The 18,156-nt window shown below is 68.8% G+C and carries 15 protein-coding genes, 2 tRNA genes and 1 rRNA gene; 14 read left to right on the forward strand and 4 right to left on the reverse strand.

Annotation, left to right across the window (positions count from 1 at the left end; translation table 11 throughout):
• The first annotated feature begins 112 nt into the window (after positions 1 to 112).
• The 6 genes from ACN27F_RS27240 to ACN27F_RS27265 are packed head-to-tail and all read left to right on the forward strand — an operon-like array spanning position 113 to position 6,693.
• The gene (locus ACN27F_RS27240; protein WP_421438190.1) at positions 113 to 802 is read left to right on the forward strand and encodes an FkbM family methyltransferase; all 690 of its coding nucleotides are present in this window, start codon (positions 113 to 115) and stop codon (positions 800 to 802) included.
• Positions 795 to 1,838: a sulfotransferase domain-containing protein gene (locus ACN27F_RS27245; RefSeq protein WP_421438191.1), complete on the forward strand. Its 1,044-nt coding sequence runs from the start codon at positions 795 to 797 to the stop codon at positions 1,836 to 1,838. The genes ACN27F_RS27240 and ACN27F_RS27245 overlap by 8 nt, the downstream gene beginning before the upstream one ends.
• Positions 1,835 to 3,037: a glycosyltransferase gene (locus tag ACN27F_RS27250; RefSeq protein WP_421438193.1), complete on the forward strand. Its 1,203-nt coding sequence runs from the start codon at positions 1,835 to 1,837 to the stop codon at positions 3,035 to 3,037. Before ACN27F_RS27245 ends, ACN27F_RS27250 begins: the two co-directional genes overlap by 4 nt.
• Positions 3,034 to 4,215: a glycosyltransferase family 4 protein gene (locus ACN27F_RS27255; protein ID WP_421438194.1), complete on the forward strand. Its 1,182-nt coding sequence runs from the start codon at positions 3,034 to 3,036 to the stop codon at positions 4,213 to 4,215. The genes ACN27F_RS27250 and ACN27F_RS27255 overlap by 4 nt, the downstream gene beginning before the upstream one ends.
• Complete coding sequence (locus ACN27F_RS27260) at positions 4,215 to 5,546, forward strand: lipopolysaccharide biosynthesis protein (protein ID WP_421438197.1); 1,332 nt, start codon at positions 4,215 to 4,217, stop codon at positions 5,544 to 5,546. The genes ACN27F_RS27255 and ACN27F_RS27260 overlap by 1 nt, the downstream gene beginning before the upstream one ends.
• 19 nt (positions 5,547 to 5,565) lie before the next feature.
• Positions 5,566 to 6,693 (forward strand): DegT/DnrJ/EryC1/StrS family aminotransferase, encoded by a 1,128-nt coding sequence (locus ACN27F_RS27265; protein WP_421440477.1) that lies wholly within the window; start codon positions 5,566 to 5,568, stop codon positions 6,691 to 6,693.
• Between the two features lie 96 nt (positions 6,694 to 6,789).
• Here ACN27F_RS27265 and ACN27F_RS27270 read toward each other — a convergent pair whose 3' ends face one another.
• Both ACN27F_RS27270 and ACN27F_RS27275 read right to left on the reverse strand, forming a co-directional pair.
• Complete coding sequence (locus ACN27F_RS27270) at positions 6,790 to 7,170, reverse strand: GntR family transcriptional regulator (RefSeq protein ID WP_421438199.1); 381 nt, start codon at positions 7,168 to 7,170, stop codon at positions 6,790 to 6,792.
• A complete protein-coding gene (locus ACN27F_RS27275; protein WP_421438201.1) occupies positions 7,167 to 7,922 on the reverse strand; it encodes a hypothetical protein in 756 nt (251 codons plus the stop codon). Before ACN27F_RS27275 ends, ACN27F_RS27270 begins: the two co-directional genes overlap by 4 nt.
• Positions 7,923 to 8,258: 336 nt before the next feature.
• Here ACN27F_RS27275 and ACN27F_RS27280 point away from each other — a divergent pair, with 336 nt between their 5' ends.
• Complete coding sequence (locus tag ACN27F_RS27280; protein WP_421438203.1) at positions 8,259 to 9,425, forward strand: purine phosphorylase; 1,167 nt, start codon at positions 8,259 to 8,261, stop codon at positions 9,423 to 9,425.
• 121 nt (positions 9,426 to 9,546) lie between these two features.
• Here ACN27F_RS27280 and ACN27F_RS27285 read toward each other — a convergent pair.
• A tRNA-Gly gene (locus tag ACN27F_RS27285) sits at positions 9,547 to 9,620 on the reverse strand.
• Between the two features lie 288 nt (positions 9,621 to 9,908).
• Between ACN27F_RS27285 and ACN27F_RS27290 the strand changes: the two genes are divergently transcribed.
• The 6 genes from ACN27F_RS27290 to ACN27F_RS27315 all read left to right on the forward strand — a co-directional run bounded on the left by ACN27F_RS27290 (position 9,909) and on the right by ACN27F_RS27315 (position 15,408).
• Positions 9,909 to 9,982 (forward strand) — tRNA-Pro (locus tag ACN27F_RS27290).
• Positions 9,983 to 10,148: 166 nt separating this feature from the next.
• Positions 10,149 to 11,501, forward strand: a complete 1,353-nt coding sequence (tig, locus tag ACN27F_RS27295) for a trigger factor (RefSeq protein ID WP_421438205.1) — start codon at positions 10,149 to 10,151, stop codon at positions 11,499 to 11,501.
• A gap of 200 nt (positions 11,502 to 11,701) precedes the next feature.
• Positions 11,702 to 12,346 (forward strand): ClpP family protease, encoded by a 645-nt coding sequence (locus ACN27F_RS27300; protein ID WP_421438206.1) that lies wholly within the window; start codon positions 11,702 to 11,704, stop codon positions 12,344 to 12,346.
• An 11-nt stretch (positions 12,347 to 12,357) separates the two neighbouring features.
• Entirely contained in the window at positions 12,358 to 13,020 is a 663-nt protein-coding gene (locus ACN27F_RS27305; RefSeq protein ID WP_421438207.1) for an ATP-dependent Clp protease proteolytic subunit, read from the forward strand.
• Between the two features lie 227 nt (positions 13,021 to 13,247).
• A complete protein-coding gene (clpX, locus tag ACN27F_RS27310) occupies positions 13,248 to 14,537 on the forward strand; it encodes an ATP-dependent Clp protease ATP-binding subunit ClpX (protein ID WP_421438209.1) in 1,290 nt (429 codons plus the stop codon).
• A gap of 73 nt (positions 14,538 to 14,610) precedes the next feature.
• The gene (locus ACN27F_RS27315; protein ID WP_421438210.1) at positions 14,611 to 15,408 is read left to right on the forward strand and encodes a carbon-nitrogen hydrolase family protein; all 798 of its coding nucleotides are present in this window, start codon (positions 14,611 to 14,613) and stop codon (positions 15,406 to 15,408) included.
• Positions 15,409 to 15,475: 67 nt separating this feature from the next.
• On the opposite strand, the gene ACN27F_RS27320 is transcribed toward ACN27F_RS27315, so the two are convergent.
• Entirely contained in the window at positions 15,476 to 15,697 is a 222-nt protein-coding gene (locus ACN27F_RS27320) for a hypothetical protein (RefSeq protein WP_421438212.1), read from the reverse strand.
• 724 nt (positions 15,698 to 16,421) lie between these two features.
• Here ACN27F_RS27320 and ACN27F_RS27325 point away from each other — a divergent pair.
• Positions 16,422 to 17,938, forward strand: a 16S ribosomal RNA gene (locus ACN27F_RS27325).
• Positions 17,939 to 18,156 lie beyond the last annotated feature (218 nt).

Raw genomic sequence — 18,156 nt, forward strand, 5'->3', positions numbered from 1 at the left:
CAGGGTCATCGCCGGCGTAGGCGCGATCGCGCTGTCCGTGAGATCCCGTTCCCGCTGCTCGGTGCGGTACGAAGACGAGAGCTGGATCCACGAGTATCCAGGCGGGACAATCGTGAACACCGCTCTCGGTGGGCTGTCGGCCGACGCGGAGGACACGGTCGCCCACGACACGTTCCTGTACGGCTACCAGCCGCGTTCTGGCGACACCGTCTTCGACGTCGGCGCGGGTGTCGGTTCCGAGGTCAGGCTCTTCTCCCGACTGGTCGGTCCCGCCGGTCGGGTGGTGAGCATCGAGGCGCATCCGAGGACGTTCCGTTGTCTGCGCCGCGCCGTGGAGCTGAACCGCCTGCGGAACGTCACGCTCGTGGAGTGCGCCGTCGTCGGCGAAGCGGGTCCGGTCCACCTCGCGGAGGACTCGCTGTCGCACCTGCGCAACGGGCTGGGCAACGGGCTGGGCCGCGGGACGGGCGGCGGGACGGGCGGCGGCGGGATCGAGGTGGTCGGCCGGCGGCTGGACGAGCTGATGGAGTCGTCCGGCGTCGACCGCATCGACCTGCTCAAGATGAACATCGAAGGGGCCGAGCTCGGCGTCCTGCAAAGCTGCCCGGACGCGCTCGACGCGGTGGAGAACCTCGCGGTGTCCTGTCACGACTTCAAGGCGACCGGTCCCGGCGACGACTGGATGCGTACCTTCGGCCCGGTGCGGGATCTGCTGCGGCGGGCCGGCTACACCGTCAGCACCCGGCCCGACGATCCCCGACCGTGGATTCCGTACTACGTCTACGCGTCCCGGCATGGGTGAGGCAGCCGTGCGGGTGATCTTCATCGGCGGAGTCGGGCGCAGCGGCAGCACCGTGGTCGAACGGATTCTCAACGAGCTGCCCGGGGTGTGCGGGCTGGGCGAGGTCGCCCAGGTGTGGCAGAACGGCGTACGGGACAACCGGCTGTGCGGATGTGGCGCCGCGTTCCACGACTGTGCGGTGTGGCGCGAGATCGGGCAGCGGGCCTTCGGCGGCTGGCACAGCGTCGACCTCGATCGGATCCGCCTGCTCCGTGACTGCGTCGGGCGCACCCGGCACGTCCCACGGCTCGCCCGGCGCCAGCTCAACCCGACTGTGCGGGCGCGGGTCACCGAGTACGTCGACTTCTACACCCGGATCTATTCGGCGGCGGCGGCGGTCACCGGGGCGCACACGGTCGTCGACTCGTCCAAGCACGTCGGGCAGGCCTTCTGCCTGCGCTGGGCGAGCGACCTCGACCTGCGCGTCCTGCACCTGGTGCGGGATCCGCGCGGCGTCGCCCACTCGTGGACGAAGCAGGTGCACGATCCGGAGTCCGGCGGCCCGGTCCAGGTACCCAGGTATCCAGTCACCCGGTGCGCTCTGTCGTGGAACACGAACAACGCGGCGTTCGACCTGCTCGCCCGCCTAAGTCCGCAGGTCGGTCGTCCCGGTGCCGGCCAGCGTGCGCATCCGGTGCACCGGATGCGCTACGAGGAGTTCCTCGCCGACCCGGCCGGCGCCGTCACGGCGCTCGCCGGGTTCGCCGGCCTGGACGTGACCGGCGCTGAGCTGTCCTACCTCGATGGTTGCCGGGCACACCTGGGCACCGTCCACGCCGTGTCCGGCAACCGGATGCGCTTCACCCAAGGAGCGGTGACGCTACGCGTCGACGATGCCTGGCACACCGCGCTCGCGCCGACGCGCCGCCGGCTGGTCGGCGCGCTGTGCGCTCCACTGCTCCTCGCGTACGGCTGTCCGCGACAGTTCCCGGCAGCCAACCCAGCGGCGCCGCCGGCCGCTGACTGCCGTGTACGGAGCGGAGGACAGCGACGATGAGGGTGGTGGTGGCCGGCGAGGCGCGCTTCGCACGCACCCCCGACGGGGCGGTCTGGACGTGCACCGGGCAGGACTACAGCTTCTGGACCACGTATCTGTCGGCGTTCGACGAGGTCCGCGTCGTCGCGCGAGCCGCCGACGTGGCCAGCCCGGCGGCCGGGGCGAAACGCGTGACCGGCCCGGGGGTCGAACTCTGGGCGGTACCGCACTACCTCGGGCCGTACCAGTACGCGTTGCGGCGCTCCGCGGTCAACCGCGCGATCAGCGGATCCGCCGGCGCCGACGACGCCGTGATCCTGCGCGTCCCGTCCCTGATCGGGACGACGCTCGCCACGTCGCGCACGCGCCAACGGCTGCCCTACGCACTGGAGGTGGTCGGAGATCCCTACGACGTCTTCGCGCCCGGCGCGGTGCGGCACCCGCTCCGACCGGTTCTCCGGTCCTGGTTCGTCGGCCACCTGCGGCGCCAGTGCGCCTCGGCCATCGGCGTCGGGTACGTGACGCAGCGATTCCTGCAGGCGCGCTACCCGGCCGGTGCGGGGGCGCTGACCGCGGCGGTGTCCGACGTCGATCTCGACGCGGCGTCCTACGTACCGGTGGCCAGAAGCGCCGAGCAGACCCGGCGGGCCACCACACTCGTCTCCGTCGGGCTGCTGGAGCAGCCGTACAAGGGCCTCGACACCCTCATCGACGCGCTCGTCCGGCTGTCCACCAGCCGGCCCCGACTGCGCTGGGTGCACATCGGCGACGGCAGGTGCCGGCCCGAGCTGCAACGCCTGGCGCACCGGTGCGGCCTGGCGGACCGGGTGGTCTTCGCCGGCATCCTGCCGGCCGGCGACGCCGTCCGGCAGCACCTCGACGCCGCCGATCTGTTCGTCATGCCGTCGCACACCGAGGGCCTGCCGCGTGCGCTCATCGAAGCGATGGCACGGGCCCTGCCGGCGATCGGGTCGAACGTCGGCGGTATTCCCGAGCTGCTGCCAGCGGAGTTCCTCGTCGCGCCACGCGACCCGGTACGCCTGGCGGCTGCCATCGACACGCTGATCAGCCAACCGGAGCTGATGGCCGTCGCGTCGGCCCGCAACCTCGCCCGGGCCCGGGAGTTCTGCGCCGAGCGCCTGGTCGGGCAGCGGATCGCGTACTACCAGGCGGTCGCGGAGGCGACCGCCGGACGATCGGTGAACAGGAGCTACGCGTGACCCAGTCGAGATCGATGCCAGCCACCGCGTCGTACCGGCCGCCGCAGCCGCCGCAGCCGGCGGTACCCGCCGCACCGGCCGTTCACGTCGTGCACGTCATCGGCTGGCTGAACCGGGGCGGCGCGGAAACCTTGTCGCTGGACCTGTGCCGTGCGATCCCCAGCACCATGGTCCGGCAGACCTTCGTCACCCTGGCCGGGCAGGAAGGCAGCCTCGCCGCCGAATTCCGGGCCACCGGTGCCGCCGTGCTGCAGTGCCCGCTCCGCCCGCTCGCCTCCCTGCCGCTTCGACTGTGGCGGTGCCTGCGCGAGCTGCGCCCCGACGTCGTCGTCTCGCACGTCAGCCTGCCCAGCGCGGTGGTACTGCTGATCGCCCGGACGCTCGGGGTCCGGGTGCGGATCGCCCGGATGTGGAGTGAGGCGGACGGCCGGCCCGACACCCTTGCCCAGCGGGCCCGCCGGGCGCTGCTGCGGCGGCTGTTGCACCGGGTCGCCACCGAGATCGTCGCGGTCAGCGACGCCGCACTCGCCTTCGCCGGGCGCAGCACCGGCACGGTGGGCTGCCGGATCCTCTACAACAGCGTCGACACCGCCCGGGTAGCCGGCTGGACCCGGGCCGCCGGGCGACGCAAGTGGGGACTGCCGCAAGACGCCCCCGTCATCGGATACATCGGCCGCGCCGCCGCGGAGAAGAACAGACCGTACCTGGTGGACGTCCACCGCGCGGTCCGCGGCGAGGCACCGGCGACCCGGTTGCTCATCGTCGGACCGGCGGGCACCGACGACGTGACGTCGGCGCATCCGGACGTGCGCGACGACCCATCGGTCGTCCTCGGCGGGGAGACCGACGAGATCGCCTCGGTGCTCGCCGCCAGTGACGTGTTCGTCCTGCCGTCGCGATGGGAAGGGCTGCCCGGCGTGGTCCTGGAAGCCCTCGCCGCCGGGGTGCCCGTTGTCGCGACCAACCTGCCCTGCCTGCGTGAGGCATCCCGGTACGTCGACGGGCTCACCCTGCTGGACCTGTCGGACGGCCCGCAGCGCTGGGCCGCCGCAGTGGCCGGCAGCGTACGTACGAGTCCCGCCGACCGGGAGGCGATCCGGGCGAGGTTCGCGACGTCGCCGTTTCAGACGGAGCACGCCGTGACGCAGTGGCTGTCCCTGTGGCGGGTCGCCGGCTGATGCTTGGCAGACGGCGGTTCGCCGTGGCCTTCCTGACCGGCTCCAGCGCGGTCCAGATGGGTGCCAACATGCTGGCCGCGCTGCTGGCCAGCAGCGTGCTCGGCCCGCACGGGCGCGGTCTGATGGTGCTCGGCGTGGCGACCGCCGGGATCGTGCCGCTGCTCGCCGGAATGGGCACCGGCCCGCAACTGCGGTCCCGGTTCCCGGCGGTGGCCGGCGGGACCGGGCAGCGGAGCGTCATCGCCTCGTACACCTGGTGGTCGGCGGCCGCGCTGGTCCTCGCCGCCGGGCTCGCCGTACTCGTGTCCGCGCTGTCCGCACCGCTCATCGACCCGGCGCTGGCCGATCCCCGCTACCTGCTCGCCCTGGCCGTCGTGACCTGCGGGTACGTCGCACACACCCAACTGCCGGACATCTGGTACGCGGCCGGGCTGTTCCGCTGCGGCAGCGCCTGGGCGATGGCCACCACCGGGGGTGGCGCCGTCGGCCTGCTGACCGCCGTGCTGATCGCGCCGGACGTCTGGACGCTGCTGCTGGGTCAGGGGACCGGCATGCTGGTCGCGGCCGGTGCGCAGGCGGTCCACCTGCGCGCGGCCGGTCTGCTCTGCCTTGCCCGCCCGGCCCGGCGGGAGCTGCGTGACCTGCTCCGCCGGGGCGGCCGGGCACTCGGCCTGACCATGGGGCTGGCCCTGGCGCTGCGGCTGGACCGCTACGCGCTGGGGTCGATCGCCGGACCCGCCGCGGTCGGGATCTACTCGGTCGCCTCCACCCTGGGCCAGGTACCGCGACTGATCCCGAACGCCATCGGTCAGATCGTCAACCGGGACGCCGCCGCCAACACCGACACCTTCCGGCCCGCTCGGGCGACGGCGCTGACCGCGGTGGCCGTCGTGGCGGCCGGCACGGTCGTCGCGGCAACCGGCTGGCTGGTCATCGTCCCGTTGCTCGGCGGCGAGTTCGCCGGCGCGAAACCGCTGATGCTGGTGCTGCTGGCCGCCGAGATCGCCTACGTGCCGTACGCCGTGGCCAGCCGTGCCCTGCTCGGCGCCGGCTGGATGGGCACCGCCGGCGCCTTCGGCCTGATCTGGAGCGCGGCGGCGGTGGGGTTGTTCGCGGGGGCGGTGGCCCTGTGGGGGTCGTTTGGCGCGGCGCTGGCCTGCGTGACGCTGTACGCGGGCATTTCCGCGTCGTCCTGGCTGCTGCTGTCCCGGCGGCTCGCCCGCGTCCGGTCCGTGCCCACCCGGGCCGGGCCTACCTCCGCCGCCCCGGCCGGTCCTTGCGAAGGTGGCCGCGCCGACCTGGACCCGGCGCCGCGGCCGGCGGCCCTGTGAACCATGGAGTGGACACATGATGCTGCCCTACGGCAGACCCTGTCTGGACGAGTCGGACGCTGCGGCGGCCGCCGCCGCGGTACGCAGCGAATGGCTGTCGGCCGGGCCGACCGTACGCCGGTTCGAGACCGCGCTCGCCGATTTCGTCGGCGGCGGGGTCGGCTGCGTGAGCGTCAGCTCCGGCACGGCCGCGCTGCACGCCGCGTACGCCGCCGCCGGGCTGCGCCCCGGCGACGAGGTGCTCACCACGCCGATGACGTTCGTGGCGACGGCGGCCACCGCCGCGCTGCACGGAGCCCGGGTGGTCTTCGCCGACGTCGAGGACGACACCGGCAACCTCGACCCGGTGGCGGTACGGGCGGCGGTCACCACCCGGACCCGGGTCGTCACCGCCGTCGACTACGCCGGCCACCCGGCGGAGTACGAGCAGTTGCGCAAGGTGGCCGCCGACGCCGGTGCCCTGCTGGTCGACGACGCCGCCCACTCGATCGGGTCGACGTACCGGGGCGCGCCGGTGGGCACCCTCGCCGATCTGACCACGTTCTCGTTCTTCCCGACCAAGAACCTCACCACCGGTGAGGGCGGCGCGGTCGTCGGCACCGACCAGGAGCTGGTCGACCGGGTACGCCGCTTCGCCAGCCACGGCATGGTGCGCGACCCCGCCCGGCTGCGCTACCCCGACGAGGGTGGTTGGCACCAGGAGGTGCACAGCCTGGGGCTGAACTACCGGTTGTCCGACGTGCTGTGCGGGCTCGGGCTGAACCAGCTGACCCGGCTTCCCCGGTTCACGGCTGACCGGGGCCGGCTGGCCGCCCGCTACCACGAACTGCTCGCCGACGTGCCGGGACTGCGGCTGCCGGCACGCCGTCCGTGGACCGACCCGGCCTGGCACCTGTACCCGGTGCGTGTCCTCGACGGTCGCCGCCGGGAGGTGTACGAGCGGATGCGCGCCGCCGGCATCGGCGTACAGGTCAACTACCTGCCGGTCTACCGCCACCCGGTGTTCGAGGATCTGGGCTACCGGCGCGGGCAGTGTCCGACGGCGGAAACGTTCTACGCCGAGCAACTGTCCCTGCCGATCTACCCGCAGCTCGCCGAGGCCGACCAGGACCGGGTCGTCGCCACGCTGCGTACGATCCTGCGCTGACCGTCCCGGTGCCCGTCGAACCGGCCAGTGGGGTCGGTGACGACCGCCGGGCGGACGCCGACGTACGACCCGGTCCCTCGGGGCGGCCGGTGTGGGTCACGCGGGGGCGGCCGGCGGTCGAGGCCGGGCGGCGAGCGCGGCCTCGACGATGCGCAACGCTTCGCCGGTGTCGAGGCCGACGCTCGCGGCCACCTCGGCGTAGTCGGCGGCGGCACGACGTGCCCGTTCCCGCCCCGCCTCGGCGGCCGCCGACACGAACGTGCCGGCCCGGCCCCGGGTCTCGATCAGGCCGGCTTCCTCAAGCTCCCGGTAGGCCCGGCCGACGGTGTTGACGGCCAGCCCGAGATCGGCCGCCAGCTGTCGGATGGTCGGCAGCCTCGTGCCTACCGCCAGGGCGCGCTGCTGGATCCGCCGGGCGAACTGGGCACGGAGTTGTTCGAACGGTGGGACCGGCGATGCCGCGTCGATGACAATCATCGGGCGACCAGCACCTGCCGTGCCACCGACGCGCTCGATGGCGTCCTGCGCTGCACAAGCGCGTGAGCACCGCTGCCAAGCAGGAGGAAGGCCAGCGTCGCGCCGCCGCACCAGCCTGGCGCGGTGCCGAACAGCAACACCACCGGCAGCGTCCACAGCACGGTCGGCGCGGTGAACTCCCGCGCGTCCTCGACCCGCATCACCACATCCGCGATCAGCGACAGCTCGTCCTCGGTCACCACCGGACGCGCCAACATGTCCCGCAGCTGCAGGATGATGCCTGCTCCGACCGCACACAGGCCGATCAGCAGTACGACGGCGGCATAGCGCACGGTGGAGTCGGACACGGTCAGCGCCCCCGCCGCCAACGCCACCGCGCCACCGAACATCGCCGCCACGAGTGCCGCGTACGGCCGACCGAGCAGGACCCGCCATCCGGGCTGGACCGGATGTGCCACCCGTCGGGACAGGTCCGCAGCGACCCGCTGGTCGATCCGCCGTACCCAACGGTCCAACCAGGACTGCGCCACCAGCAGGGTGCCCAGCAGGACGGTCAGGATGGCCAACGGCGTGATGGAGTGCGACCCGAACCCGCCCCAGGCCGAGGTGGCCAGCCGATCGTAGGCCAGACGCGTGGCAGGCAGCCGGGTCGGTTGGGCCCTGCCCAAGCCGTTACGGTCCAGCCACACTCCGGCCCGCCGCAGGTCCAGTGCCCGAGCGCGCGGCACGGTCGGCGATCCGTCCGTCGACATGGCAACTCCTTGTGCCTCGATCTTTATGTCGCAATCTTTGTCTCACCATAGTGAGTCATGGTTTGAGACAAAGTCAACCGGGCGTCCGGGGTGGAGTCGACGAACGGCCCGGGCCCGTACCCCACGGCGGTGTCGAACGACGTCTGCTGGACACCCCGACAGCTGACCGAGTTCGACTCCTCGCGCCGCGTCGACAGGAAGCTAGATTTGATCCATGAACAACGATCTTCGAGGACCGCACGGCGGTCCTGCGGGTGATCAAGTGTTGACCGACCGGCTCGCACTGGCGGCGGCCTCCCGCGGTGCGGCGGTCACCACGGTGGGGTGCAACGACCAATGACGGACGTTCCGATCGTCGTGCTGACCGCGCTGGATCTGGAGTACCAGGCGATAAGAGACCGGATGTCCGGGCTGCGAACCCATCGTCACCCCGCCGGCACCAGGTACGAGGTGGGCAAGTTGTCGTCCGGGCAATGTCAGGTGGCGCTGGGCCTCGTCGGGGCCGGTAACCAGTCCTCGGCGGTACTCACCGAGCGCGCGATCGCCGAGTTCTCGCCGCTGGCTCTGTTGTTCGTCGGAGTCGCCGGCGCCCTGTGGGGGCACCTCAAGCTGGGTGACGTCGTGGTCGCTACCCGGGTCTACGCCTACCATGGCGCGACCAGCCGAGACGATGGACTGAAAGCACGCCCCCGCGCCTGGGATATCTCGCACGAGCCGGAGCAGATCGCCCGCCACCTCGTCCGCACCGGAGCGTGGACGAGTTCGCTGTCCCCCGAGGCATCGGCACCGACGGTGAGCTTCGGTCCGATCGCTGCCGGAGAGGTCGTGCAGGACTCGACCACCTCTGATCAGGCCCGTTGGATCAAGGACATCTACAACGACGCGGTGGCGATCGAGATGGAAGGCGCCGGGGTAGCCCAGGCTGGCCACTTCAACAGATCGCTGCCGGTCGTCGTCATCCGCGGGATCAGCGACCGAGCCGATGGCACCAAGACGGTTACGGATGGGGCGAACTGGCAGCACAGAGCGGTGGCGAACGCGGCGGCGTTCGCGGTGGCGCTGGCGGACGAACTCGTCCGGGAACTGGCCCCCGTCGACAGGCCGACCCGTGGTACGACGAAACGGGGCGGCACGGCAGACCGGAGTGGCACCACGACCAACATCGTGAGCGGCACCGCCGACGTCGTTGTCCAGGCCGGGCGTATCGAAGGGCCGATCATCCTCGGTCACCAGTCGTCGAGCTCTCATCAGCTGACGCAGGAAATCGTCGAGCTGCGGTGTCTGGTACGGACGGCACACGTCGAGGGCGAGCTGGACGAGATCACCTACGAGGCAGCCGAGCACGAGCTCGATGTCGTCGCCCGCACACTGCTGCCCTATTCCCGGCAGGGCCTGACGATGGCGCTGACGTCGCTGAAGAAGCTGCGTGGCCTGCTGCTGGACGTCGCGGAGCCGGCTGCCAAGGTAACGGCGATCATCACTGCCGTGCGGGCGATGCCGTGACCAGCCCGGCTGCCGGACCTGCGCTGCAAGGTACAGCCCGAAGGGGCTGCGGCACCGACGGCTGGACCGGACGGCGATCAGGTCGGCCCTGCGGACAATCCACAGTCCTGGCCGGTAGGAGTGGAGCGGGCGACGGGAATCGAACCCGCACCGTCAGTTTGGAAGACTGAAGCTCTGCCATTGAGCTACGCCCGCGTCGCGTCCCGACGGGCGGGGCGCGATCTCTAGCGTACAAGTCCTTCCGGGTCCGGTGCGTGCGGGTATCGCCGTCGTCGGGGCGTGGCGCGGTCCGCCGTACCGATTCGGGGGTGACCGGCGACGGAACGTAGGGCGACCACGGACCGCAGGTGGCCGACCAGCCTGCGGTCCTGGGTGCCGGCGGACGGCGGTGCCGGCCGGCCCGACGCGGACGCCGCCGAAGATCGGCATGGGGGAGACCGGACACCAGGGCGGTTGGCCGACGGCATAGACTGAGCGGTGCCACGGGGTGTGGCGCAGCTTGGTAGCGCACTCGCTTTGGGAGCGAGGGGCCGTGGGTTCAAATCCCGCCACCCCGACTGTGAGTCGCCGGCACGGGCGCCGGGCGCAGGAAGTCCGGCGTGTCGGCCGGCCTACACTCGATGGGCTGTGCTTCGCCATGCCGTGTGGCGGGCGGTCTCCGGGGATGTCCCGGGGCGGACAGCGACGACCGGACAAGACTGACATGCATCAAGGAGTACGCCTGTGAAGAGCACCGTCGAGACCTTGAGCCCGACTCGGGTCCGGCTCGCCATCGAGGTGCCGTTCGTCGAGCTCGAACCGAGCCTGCGGAAGGCGTACCGGGAGATCGCCCAGCAGATCACCATCCCCGGGTTCCGCAAGGGCAAGGCGCCGTCCGCGGTCATCGATCAGCGCGTCGGGCGGGGCACGGTGCTCAACGAGGCCGTCCAGGAGGCGATCCCGCAGAACATCCTGGCGGCTGTCCGCGAACACGAGGTCAAGACCCTGGGGCGTCCCGAGGTGGAGATCACCGAGTTCAACGACGGCGAGGCGCTCAGGTTCACCGCCGAGATGGACGTCCGCCCGCAGCTGACCCTGCCGGACCCGAGCACCATCGAGGTGACCGTCGACGAGCTGCAGATTGACGAGAGCGAGATCGACGAGCAGGTGAACGGCCTGCGGGAACGGTTCGCCACGCTCAAGACCGTCGAACGGCCGGCGCGCGACGGCGACTACGTCCAGATCGACCTGGCGGCGACCGTCGACGGTGAGGAGGTGCCGGGCGGCTCGGCCACCAACATCTCTCACGAGGTGGGCAGTGGACAACTGCTGCCGGGTCTGGACGAGGTGCTGGTCGGGTTGGCCGCCGGCGCGGCGACGAGCTTCACCACCCAGTTGGTGGGTGGCGACTTCGCCGGCCGCGACGCCGACGTCTCGGTCACCGTGCGTACGGTGAAGGAGAAGCAGCTGCCGGAGCTGGACGACGCGTTCGCGCAGATGGCCAGCGAGTTCGACACCCTCGACGAGCTGCGCGGCGACCTGCGGCAGCGGATCGAGCGGGTCAAGCGGCTGGAGCAAATTTACGCCGCCCGGGACAAGGCGCTCGATCAGCTGGTCGAGGCGGCCGAGGTGCCGGCGCCCGACGGGGTGGTGCGCGAGGAGGTCGAGCACCGCAAACAGGCGATGACCGACCAGCTGGAGCGCATCGGTGCCTCCTGGGAGGACTACCTGTCGTCGGAGGAGAAGACCGAAGCCGATGTCGACACCGAGCTGACCGAGGCGGCCGGCAAAGCCGTCAAGATCCAGCTCTTGCTGGACACCCTGGCCGACGCCGAGGACGTCCAGGTCAGCGACGACGAGTTCGGTCACGAGATCGTGCAGCGGGCGCAGCGGGCCGGGATGGCACCGCAGCAGTACTACGACCAGCTCGTCCGCGCCGGCACCGCTGGCGCCGTCTTCGGTGACGTACGTCGCAGCAAGGCGTTGAGCCTCGTGATGGAGCGGATCACGATCAAGGACACGACCGGCGACCCGGTCAGTATGGACGCGATCAAGGAAGCCACCGAGGCGGAGCACGAGCAGGCTCACGAGCACTGATCACGCCGAGCATGCGGCTGCCCCCGACCGCCGGGTCGGGTGGCAGCCGCATACGGCTGGTCCGGGCGGCAGGCCTGTCGGCGTACGGGAGTGTCGCCGACTGCCTGCGCTGTGAGCGAACAGCAATCTGAGAACGGCGCCCGGCCCGTTCCCAACGGTTAATGTCGGGCCTAACGACGTACGAGGAGCGAAGGGCTGCCATGACCGATCTGCACATCCCAGCTATGCCCATCCGGGCCAGCGAGGCCCGCGGCGGTGACTCACTCAGTGGCAACCTCGATGACACGGTGTTCAACCGGCTGCTCAAGGAACGGATCATCTTCCTCGGCAGCGAGGTGACCGACCAGGTGGCCAACCGGATCTGCGCGCAGCTGCTGCTGCTCGCCGCCGAGGACCCGGACCGGGACATCAACCTCTACATCAACTCGCCCGGCGGCTCGGTCTACTCGGGCATGGCGATCTACGACACCATGCAGTACGTCAGCAACGACGTCGCCACCATCGCGATGGGCATGGCGGCATCAATGGGCCAGCTGCTGCTCTGCGCGGGCGCGTCGGGCAAGCGGTACGCCCTCCCGCACGCTCGGATCATGATGCACCAGCCGTCGGGTGGCATGGGTGGCACCGCCTCCGACATCGCCATCCAGGCCGAGCAGATGCTCTACACCAAGCGGATGTTCCAGGAGCGGGTGGCCCACCACACCGGCCAGGATCCGGACCAGATCGAGGCCGACTCGGACCGTGACCGTTGGTTCACCGCGGCCGAGGCGCTCGACTACGGTTTCATCGACCGGGTGATCACTGGAGCCGCGCAGGTCCCGACCGGCGCCGGCACCCGCAACTGAGGAAGGCGACGATGACTGACCTGACCATGCCGCCGGGATTCGCGCCGGTGCACAACCGGTACGTCCTGCCGTCGTTCGTCGAGCGGACCTCGTACGGGGTCAAGGAGTCGAACCCGTACAACAAGCTCTTCGAAGACCGGATCATCTTCCTCGGCGTACAGGTGGACGACGCGTCGGCCAACGACGTGATGGCCCAGCTGCTGACCCTGGAAGGCACCGACCCGGATCGGGACATCATCATGTACATCAACTCGCCGGGCGGCTCGTTCACCGCGATGACGGCGATCTACGACACCATGCAGTACGTGCGACCGGACATCATGACGGTCTGCCTCGGCCAGGCCGCCAGCGCTGCGGCGGTGCTGCTCGCCGCCGGCACGCCCGGCAAGCGGATGGCGCTGCCGAACTCGCGGATCATCATCCATCAGCCGGCCACCGAGGGCGGCTACGGCCAGGGGTCGGACATCGAGATCCAGGCCCGTGAGATCCTGCGGATGCGTACCCAGCTGGAGGAGATGCTCTCCCGGCACGCGAATCAGGCGATGGAGAAGGTCCGTAAGGACATCGACCGAGACAAGATCATGACGGCCGAGGAGGCCCGTGACTACGGTCTGGTCGACACCATCCTGACCAGCCGTAAGAAGGGCATCCTGGCGGCCACCTCGGCCAGCTGACGACGCTCGGTGAGAGGTCGGCCAGACGGTGAGTAGACTGGCCGACCTCTGACACACCCGATTTTGGGGGTCGGAGTTTGCCCCGCCAGCGGGTAACGTCGAGATGCACCGTCTGACGGGGCGGACCGGCAGGAGACGCTCGTCACGGGACGAGCACGTCACGGACGAGGCAGACCGTCCTTAGGCCAGGGCCGGCGCGACCGGCCGAGAGCGCAAGGAGAACGTAGGTGGCACGGATCGGCGACGGTGGCGACCTACTGAAGTGCTCCTTCTGCGGCAAGTCGCAGAAGCAGGTCAAGAAGCTCATCGCGGGCCCAGGGGTCTACATCTGCGACGAGTGCATCGATCTCTGTAACGAGATCATCGAGGAGGAGTTGGCCGAGACCGGCGAGGTGAAGTGGGAAGAACTTCCCAAACCGATGGAGATCTGCCAGTTCCTCGACTCGTACGTGGTCGGCCAGGACCAGGCCAAGAAAGCCCTCGCGGTCGCGGTCTACAACCACTACAAGCGCATCCAGGCCGACGCCGCCGGCGCACCGGGTGCCAACGACACCGTCGAGGTGGCCAAGTCCAACATCCTGCTGATCGGCCCGACCGGCTGCGGCAAGACACACCTGGCCCAGACCCTCGCCCGGATGCTCAACGTTCCGTTCGCGATCGCCGACGCCACAGCGTTGACCGAGGCCGGCTATGTCGGTGAGGATGTCGAGAACATCCTGCTCAAGCTGATCCAGGCGGCTGACTACGACATCAAACGGGCCGAGACCGGGATCATCTACATCGACGAGGTCGACAAGATCGCCCGCAAGTCGGAGAACCCGTCGATCACCCGGGACGTCTCCGGCGAGGGCGTCCAGCAGGCGTTGTTGAAGATCCTCGAGGGTACGGTCGCCAACGTCCCGCCGCAGGGGGGGCGCAAGCACCCGCATCAGGAGTTCATCCAGATCGACACCACCAACGTGCTGTTCATCTGCGGTGGTGCGTTCGCTGGACTGGACCGCATCATCGAGTCACGCACCGGGCAGGGTGGCACCGGCTTCGGCGCCCGGCTGCGGGCGGTGTCCGAGCGCTCCACCGACGACATCTTCGGCCAGGTGATGCCGGAGGACATGCTGAAGTTCGGGCTGATCCCCGAGTTCATCGGTCGGTTGCCGGTCATCACCAACGTCCGCAGCCTGGACCGTGAGGCGCTGGTGCGGATCCTGACCCAGCCCCGCAACGCGCTGGTCCGTCAGTACCAACGGCTGTTCGAGCTCGACAACGTCGAGCTGGAGTTCGAGACCGCAGCCTTGGAAGCCATCGCCGACCAGGCGATGCTGCGCGGCACCGGTGCCCGTGGCCTGCGGGCCATCCTGGAAGAAGTCCTGCTGTCGGTGATGTACGAGGTGCCGAGCAACCCCGACGCGGCGCGGGTGCTCATCACCCGCGAGGTCGTCCTGGAGAACGTCAATCCTACGATCGTGCCGCGCGAGTTCACCGGCCGACGTCGACGCGACCGCGAGGAGAAGTCGGCCTGAGGAGGAAGGCACCGCGCGAAGCCAGCACCAGACCCGTGGCCGGCACCGTCTAGACGACAGTGGGTGATCCGAGGTGCGTGTGGCCGTCTGCCAGCTCAACAGCCGCGACGACCAGGAGACGAACCTGGCCACCGCGCGCGGTCTGCTGGAGACCGCTGCCACCGGTGGCGTCGACCTCGCCGTGCTGCCGGAGTACGTCGACTACCTGGGCACAGCCGGCCGGTTGCCACCTCCGGAACCCGTCGACGGCACGGTCGGCAAGTTCTTCGCCGCCGCAGCCCGGGATCTCGGCATCTGGGTACTTGTCGGCTCGTACCACGAACGCGGGCCGGACCAGCGGCGGACGTACAACACATCGTTGATGTTCGACCGGCAGGGCGACCTCGCCGGCCGCTACCGCAAGATCCACCTGTACGACGCGGAGATCCCCGGCCGGGTCTCCTATCACGAGTCGCGTAACGTCGCCCCCGGCGACGACGTGGTCGTGGTCGACTGCGAGGGCGTACGGGTGGGCTTGTCGATCTGTTACGACCTGCGCTTCCCTGAGCTGTATCGGCGGCTCGCCGTGGACGGCGGTGCCCAGGTACTGGTGGTTCCCGCCGCCTTCATGCTGCACACCGGGCGGGATCACTGGGAGGTCCTGCTCCGGGCACGGGCAATCGAAAACCAGTGCTACGTGCTGGCCGCCGGCCAGATCGGCACGCATGAACCCGGCCGTACGTGTTTCGGCCACAGCATGGTGGTGGATCCGTGGGGGACGGTGCTGGCACAGGCTCCGGACACCGTCGGCGTGGTGACCGCCGACTTGGACCTCACCCGGCTGGCGATGATCCGTACCGAGTTGCCCAGCCTGGCGAATCGGAGGCTCTGATCAGCCAGTTGGACCGTGCGGACATTCGGCTCCGGACACCGTCCTGAGCCTGCTCACCTGAGCAGGCTCAGTTGCCTGAGGTGAGTACGCCGATGATCGCCAGGGTCACGATGGCGCCGCCGAGCAACAGCAACGCGTTCGTCATCCTAGAACGGCCACGTCGGGTCAGCCGGTGGATCGACACGATCACCGCCACGACGACGACCGCACCGATGACCAACTGCCAGAAGGGCAGTAGCAGGGCCGAGATGGCGTCGAGACCGAGTGGCGGCGATCCGTCGACAGTCATGAGGTCCACTCTGGCACGCCGGGTAGCCCTGGTGCGGACCCGTGGGCGCGCCGACAAGCGCGCCGACAACCGGAGTCTCGGTCGAGCAGGACCGTCCGTAGCATGTCGCTGAGCTGCAATAACGCCCGGCCAGCCGTGGATCTTCAAGATCAATTTGCGTTCGTGTCGCTGGCCGCGTAACTTTCTCTCTGTCAGCGCGACACGGACAAAACGGCCGGAACGCTGACGACCAGGATGGGGTGGGTAGCCACCGAACCAGACTGGACCGGGTGGTGCGACTCACCGGCAAGCCGGACTTGAGATTGCGAAACCAACCGGGTAAGGTAGGAAGCCGGCAGGGAGCCGGGCCGAGCCTCGGGTAACGAGGAGGGCCGGTCTGCCGGATACCCCGACAAACTAGCCGTAAGACGGCTTGCGTAAGCGCGGGGAAACCTGGGTGGTTGCGAGCAAGAAGCTGAAACTAGCTCTTGACAAGCGAGGCCAGCCAAGTAAGATGGGGAAGTTGCCCGGCGGTTGTCGGGTGTGGTGGTTGGCCCTGGTGGGGTTGCCTGCTTGGTGTGGGTGGTTCTGCTGGTGTGTGTTTGTTTTTTGAGAACTCAACAGGGTGCTTGATAAGCCAGTGCCAAAGTTTGTTTGGTTTCCGGCTGGTTGACTGTCTGTTTGGATGGTTTTCTGGTTGGTTTTCTTGGCATTTTTATGCTGGGTTTGATTTCTTCACAGGTTTTTGTTGGAGAGTTTGATCCTGGCTCAGGACGAACGCTGGCGGCGTGCTTAACACATGCAAGTCGAGCGGAAAGGCCCTTCGGGGTACTCGAGCGGCGAACGGGTGAGTAACACGTGAGCAACCTGCCCCAGGCTTTGGGATAACCCCGGGAAACCGGGGCTAATACCGGATATTACATGTTGCCGCATGGTGGTGTGTGGAAAGTTTTTCGGCTTGGGATGGGCTCGCGGCCTATCAGCTTGTTGGTGGGGTGATGGCCTACCAAGGCGACGACGGGTAGCCGGCCTGAGAGGGCGACCGGCCACACTGGGACTGAGACACGGCCCAGACTCCTACGGGAGGCAGCAGTGGGGAATATTGCACAATGGGCGGAAGCCTGATGCAGCGACGCCGCGTGAGGGATGACGGCCTTCGGGTTGTAAACCTCTTTCAGCAGGGACGAAGCGTAAGTGACGGTACCTGCAGAAGAAGCGCCGGCCAACTACGTGCCAGCAGCCGCGGTAAGACGTAGGGCGCGAGCGTTGTCCGGATTTATTGGGCGTAAAGAGCTCGTAGGCGGCTTGTCGCGTCGACTGTGAAAACCCACAGCTCAACTGTGGGCTTGCAGTCGATACGGGCAGGCTAGAGTTCGGTAGGGGAGACTGGAATTCCTGGTGTAGCGGTGAAATGCGCAGATATCAGGAGGAACACCGGTGGCGAAGGCGGGTCTCTGGGCCGATACTGACGCTGAGGAGCGAAAGCGTGGGGAGCGAACAGGATTAGATACCCTGGTAGTCCACGCTGTAAACGTTGGGCGCTAGGTGTGGGGGGCCTCTCCGGTTCTCTGTGCCGCAGCTAACGCATTAAGCGCCCCGCCTGGGGAGTACGGCCGCAAGGCTAAAACTCAAAGGAATTGACGGGGGCCCGCACAAGCGGCGGAGCATGCGGATTAATTCGATGCAACGCGAAGAACCTTACCTGGGTTTGACATGGCCGCAAAACCTGCAGAGATGTGGGGTCCTTCGGGGGCGGTCACAGGTGGTGCATGGCTGTCGTCAGCTCGTGTCGTGAGATGTTGGGTTAAGTCCCGCAACGAGCGCAACCCTCGTTCGATGTTGCCAGCGCGTTATGGCGGGGACTCATCGAAGACTGCCGGGGTCAACTCGGAGGAAGGTGGGGATGACGTCAAGTCATCATGCCCCTTATGTCCAGGGCTTCACGCATGCTACAATGGCCGGTACAGTGGGCTGCGATACCGTGAGGTGGAGCGAATCCCAAAAAGCCGGTCTCAGTTCGGATCGGGGTCTGCAACTCGACCCCGTGAAGTCGGAGTCGCTAGTAATCGCAGATCAGCAACGCTGCGGTGAATACGTTCCCGGGCCTTGTACACACCGCCCGTCACGTCACGAAAGTCGGCAACACCCGAAGCCGGTGGCCCAACCCCTTGTGGGAGGGAGCTGTCGAAGGTGGGGCTGGCGATTGGGACGAAGTCGTAACAAGGTAGCCGTACCGGAAGGTGCGGCTGGATCACCTCCTTTCTAAGGAGCGCTCTCCCGGCGAAGGTCGGGTAGGGAGCCTGCCGCCTCCGGATGTGGGGTGGGGGTGCTCGTGTGGCGGAGACACTGGTGAGTTCGTGCCGGCAACGGCTGGTGCTGCTAGTACTGCTCCTCGTGTGGGGGGTGTGGAGGGTGGTGTCGGTGCGGCTGGTGTGGGTGGTGGGCATCCTGTTGGGTCCTGAGGGAACAAGCCGTGTGGG

It is taken from the genome of Solwaraspora sp. WMMB335 (genome assembly GCF_049179075.1).
Classification (GTDB): domain Bacteria; phylum Actinomycetota; class Actinomycetes; order Mycobacteriales; family Micromonosporaceae; genus Micromonospora_E.

Coding starts and splice junctions, on each gene's coding strand:
- ACN27F_RS27245 (WP_421438191.1), top strand. CDS start 795: ATGGGTGAGGCAGCCGTGCGGGTGATCTTCATCGGCGGAGTCGGGCGC.
- ACN27F_RS27250 (WP_421438193.1), top strand. CDS start 1,835: ATGAGGGTGGTGGTGGCCGGCGAGGCGCGCTTCGCACGCACCCCCGAC.
- ACN27F_RS27260 (WP_421438197.1), top strand. CDS start 4,215: ATGCTTGGCAGACGGCGGTTCGCCGTGGCCTTCCTGACCGGCTCCAGC.
- ACN27F_RS27265 (WP_421440477.1), top strand. CDS start 5,566: ATGCTGCCCTACGGCAGACCCTGTCTGGACGAGTCGGACGCTGCGGCG.
- ACN27F_RS27270 (WP_421438199.1), bottom strand. CDS start 7,170: ATGATTGTCATCGACGCGGCATCGCCGGTCCCACCGTTCGAACAACTC.
- ACN27F_RS27275 (WP_421438201.1), bottom strand. CDS start 7,922: ATGTCGACGGACGGATCGCCGACCGTGCCGCGCGCTCGGGCACTGGAC.
- ACN27F_RS27280 (WP_421438203.1), top strand. CDS start 8,259: ATGACGGACGTTCCGATCGTCGTGCTGACCGCGCTGGATCTGGAGTAC.
- ACN27F_RS27300 (WP_421438206.1), top strand. CDS start 11,702: ATGACCGATCTGCACATCCCAGCTATGCCCATCCGGGCCAGCGAGGCC.
- ACN27F_RS27305 (WP_421438207.1), top strand. CDS start 12,358: ATGACTGACCTGACCATGCCGCCGGGATTCGCGCCGGTGCACAACCGG.
- ACN27F_RS27320 (WP_421438212.1), bottom strand. CDS start 15,697: ATGACTGTCGACGGATCGCCGCCACTCGGTCTCGACGCCATCTCGGCC.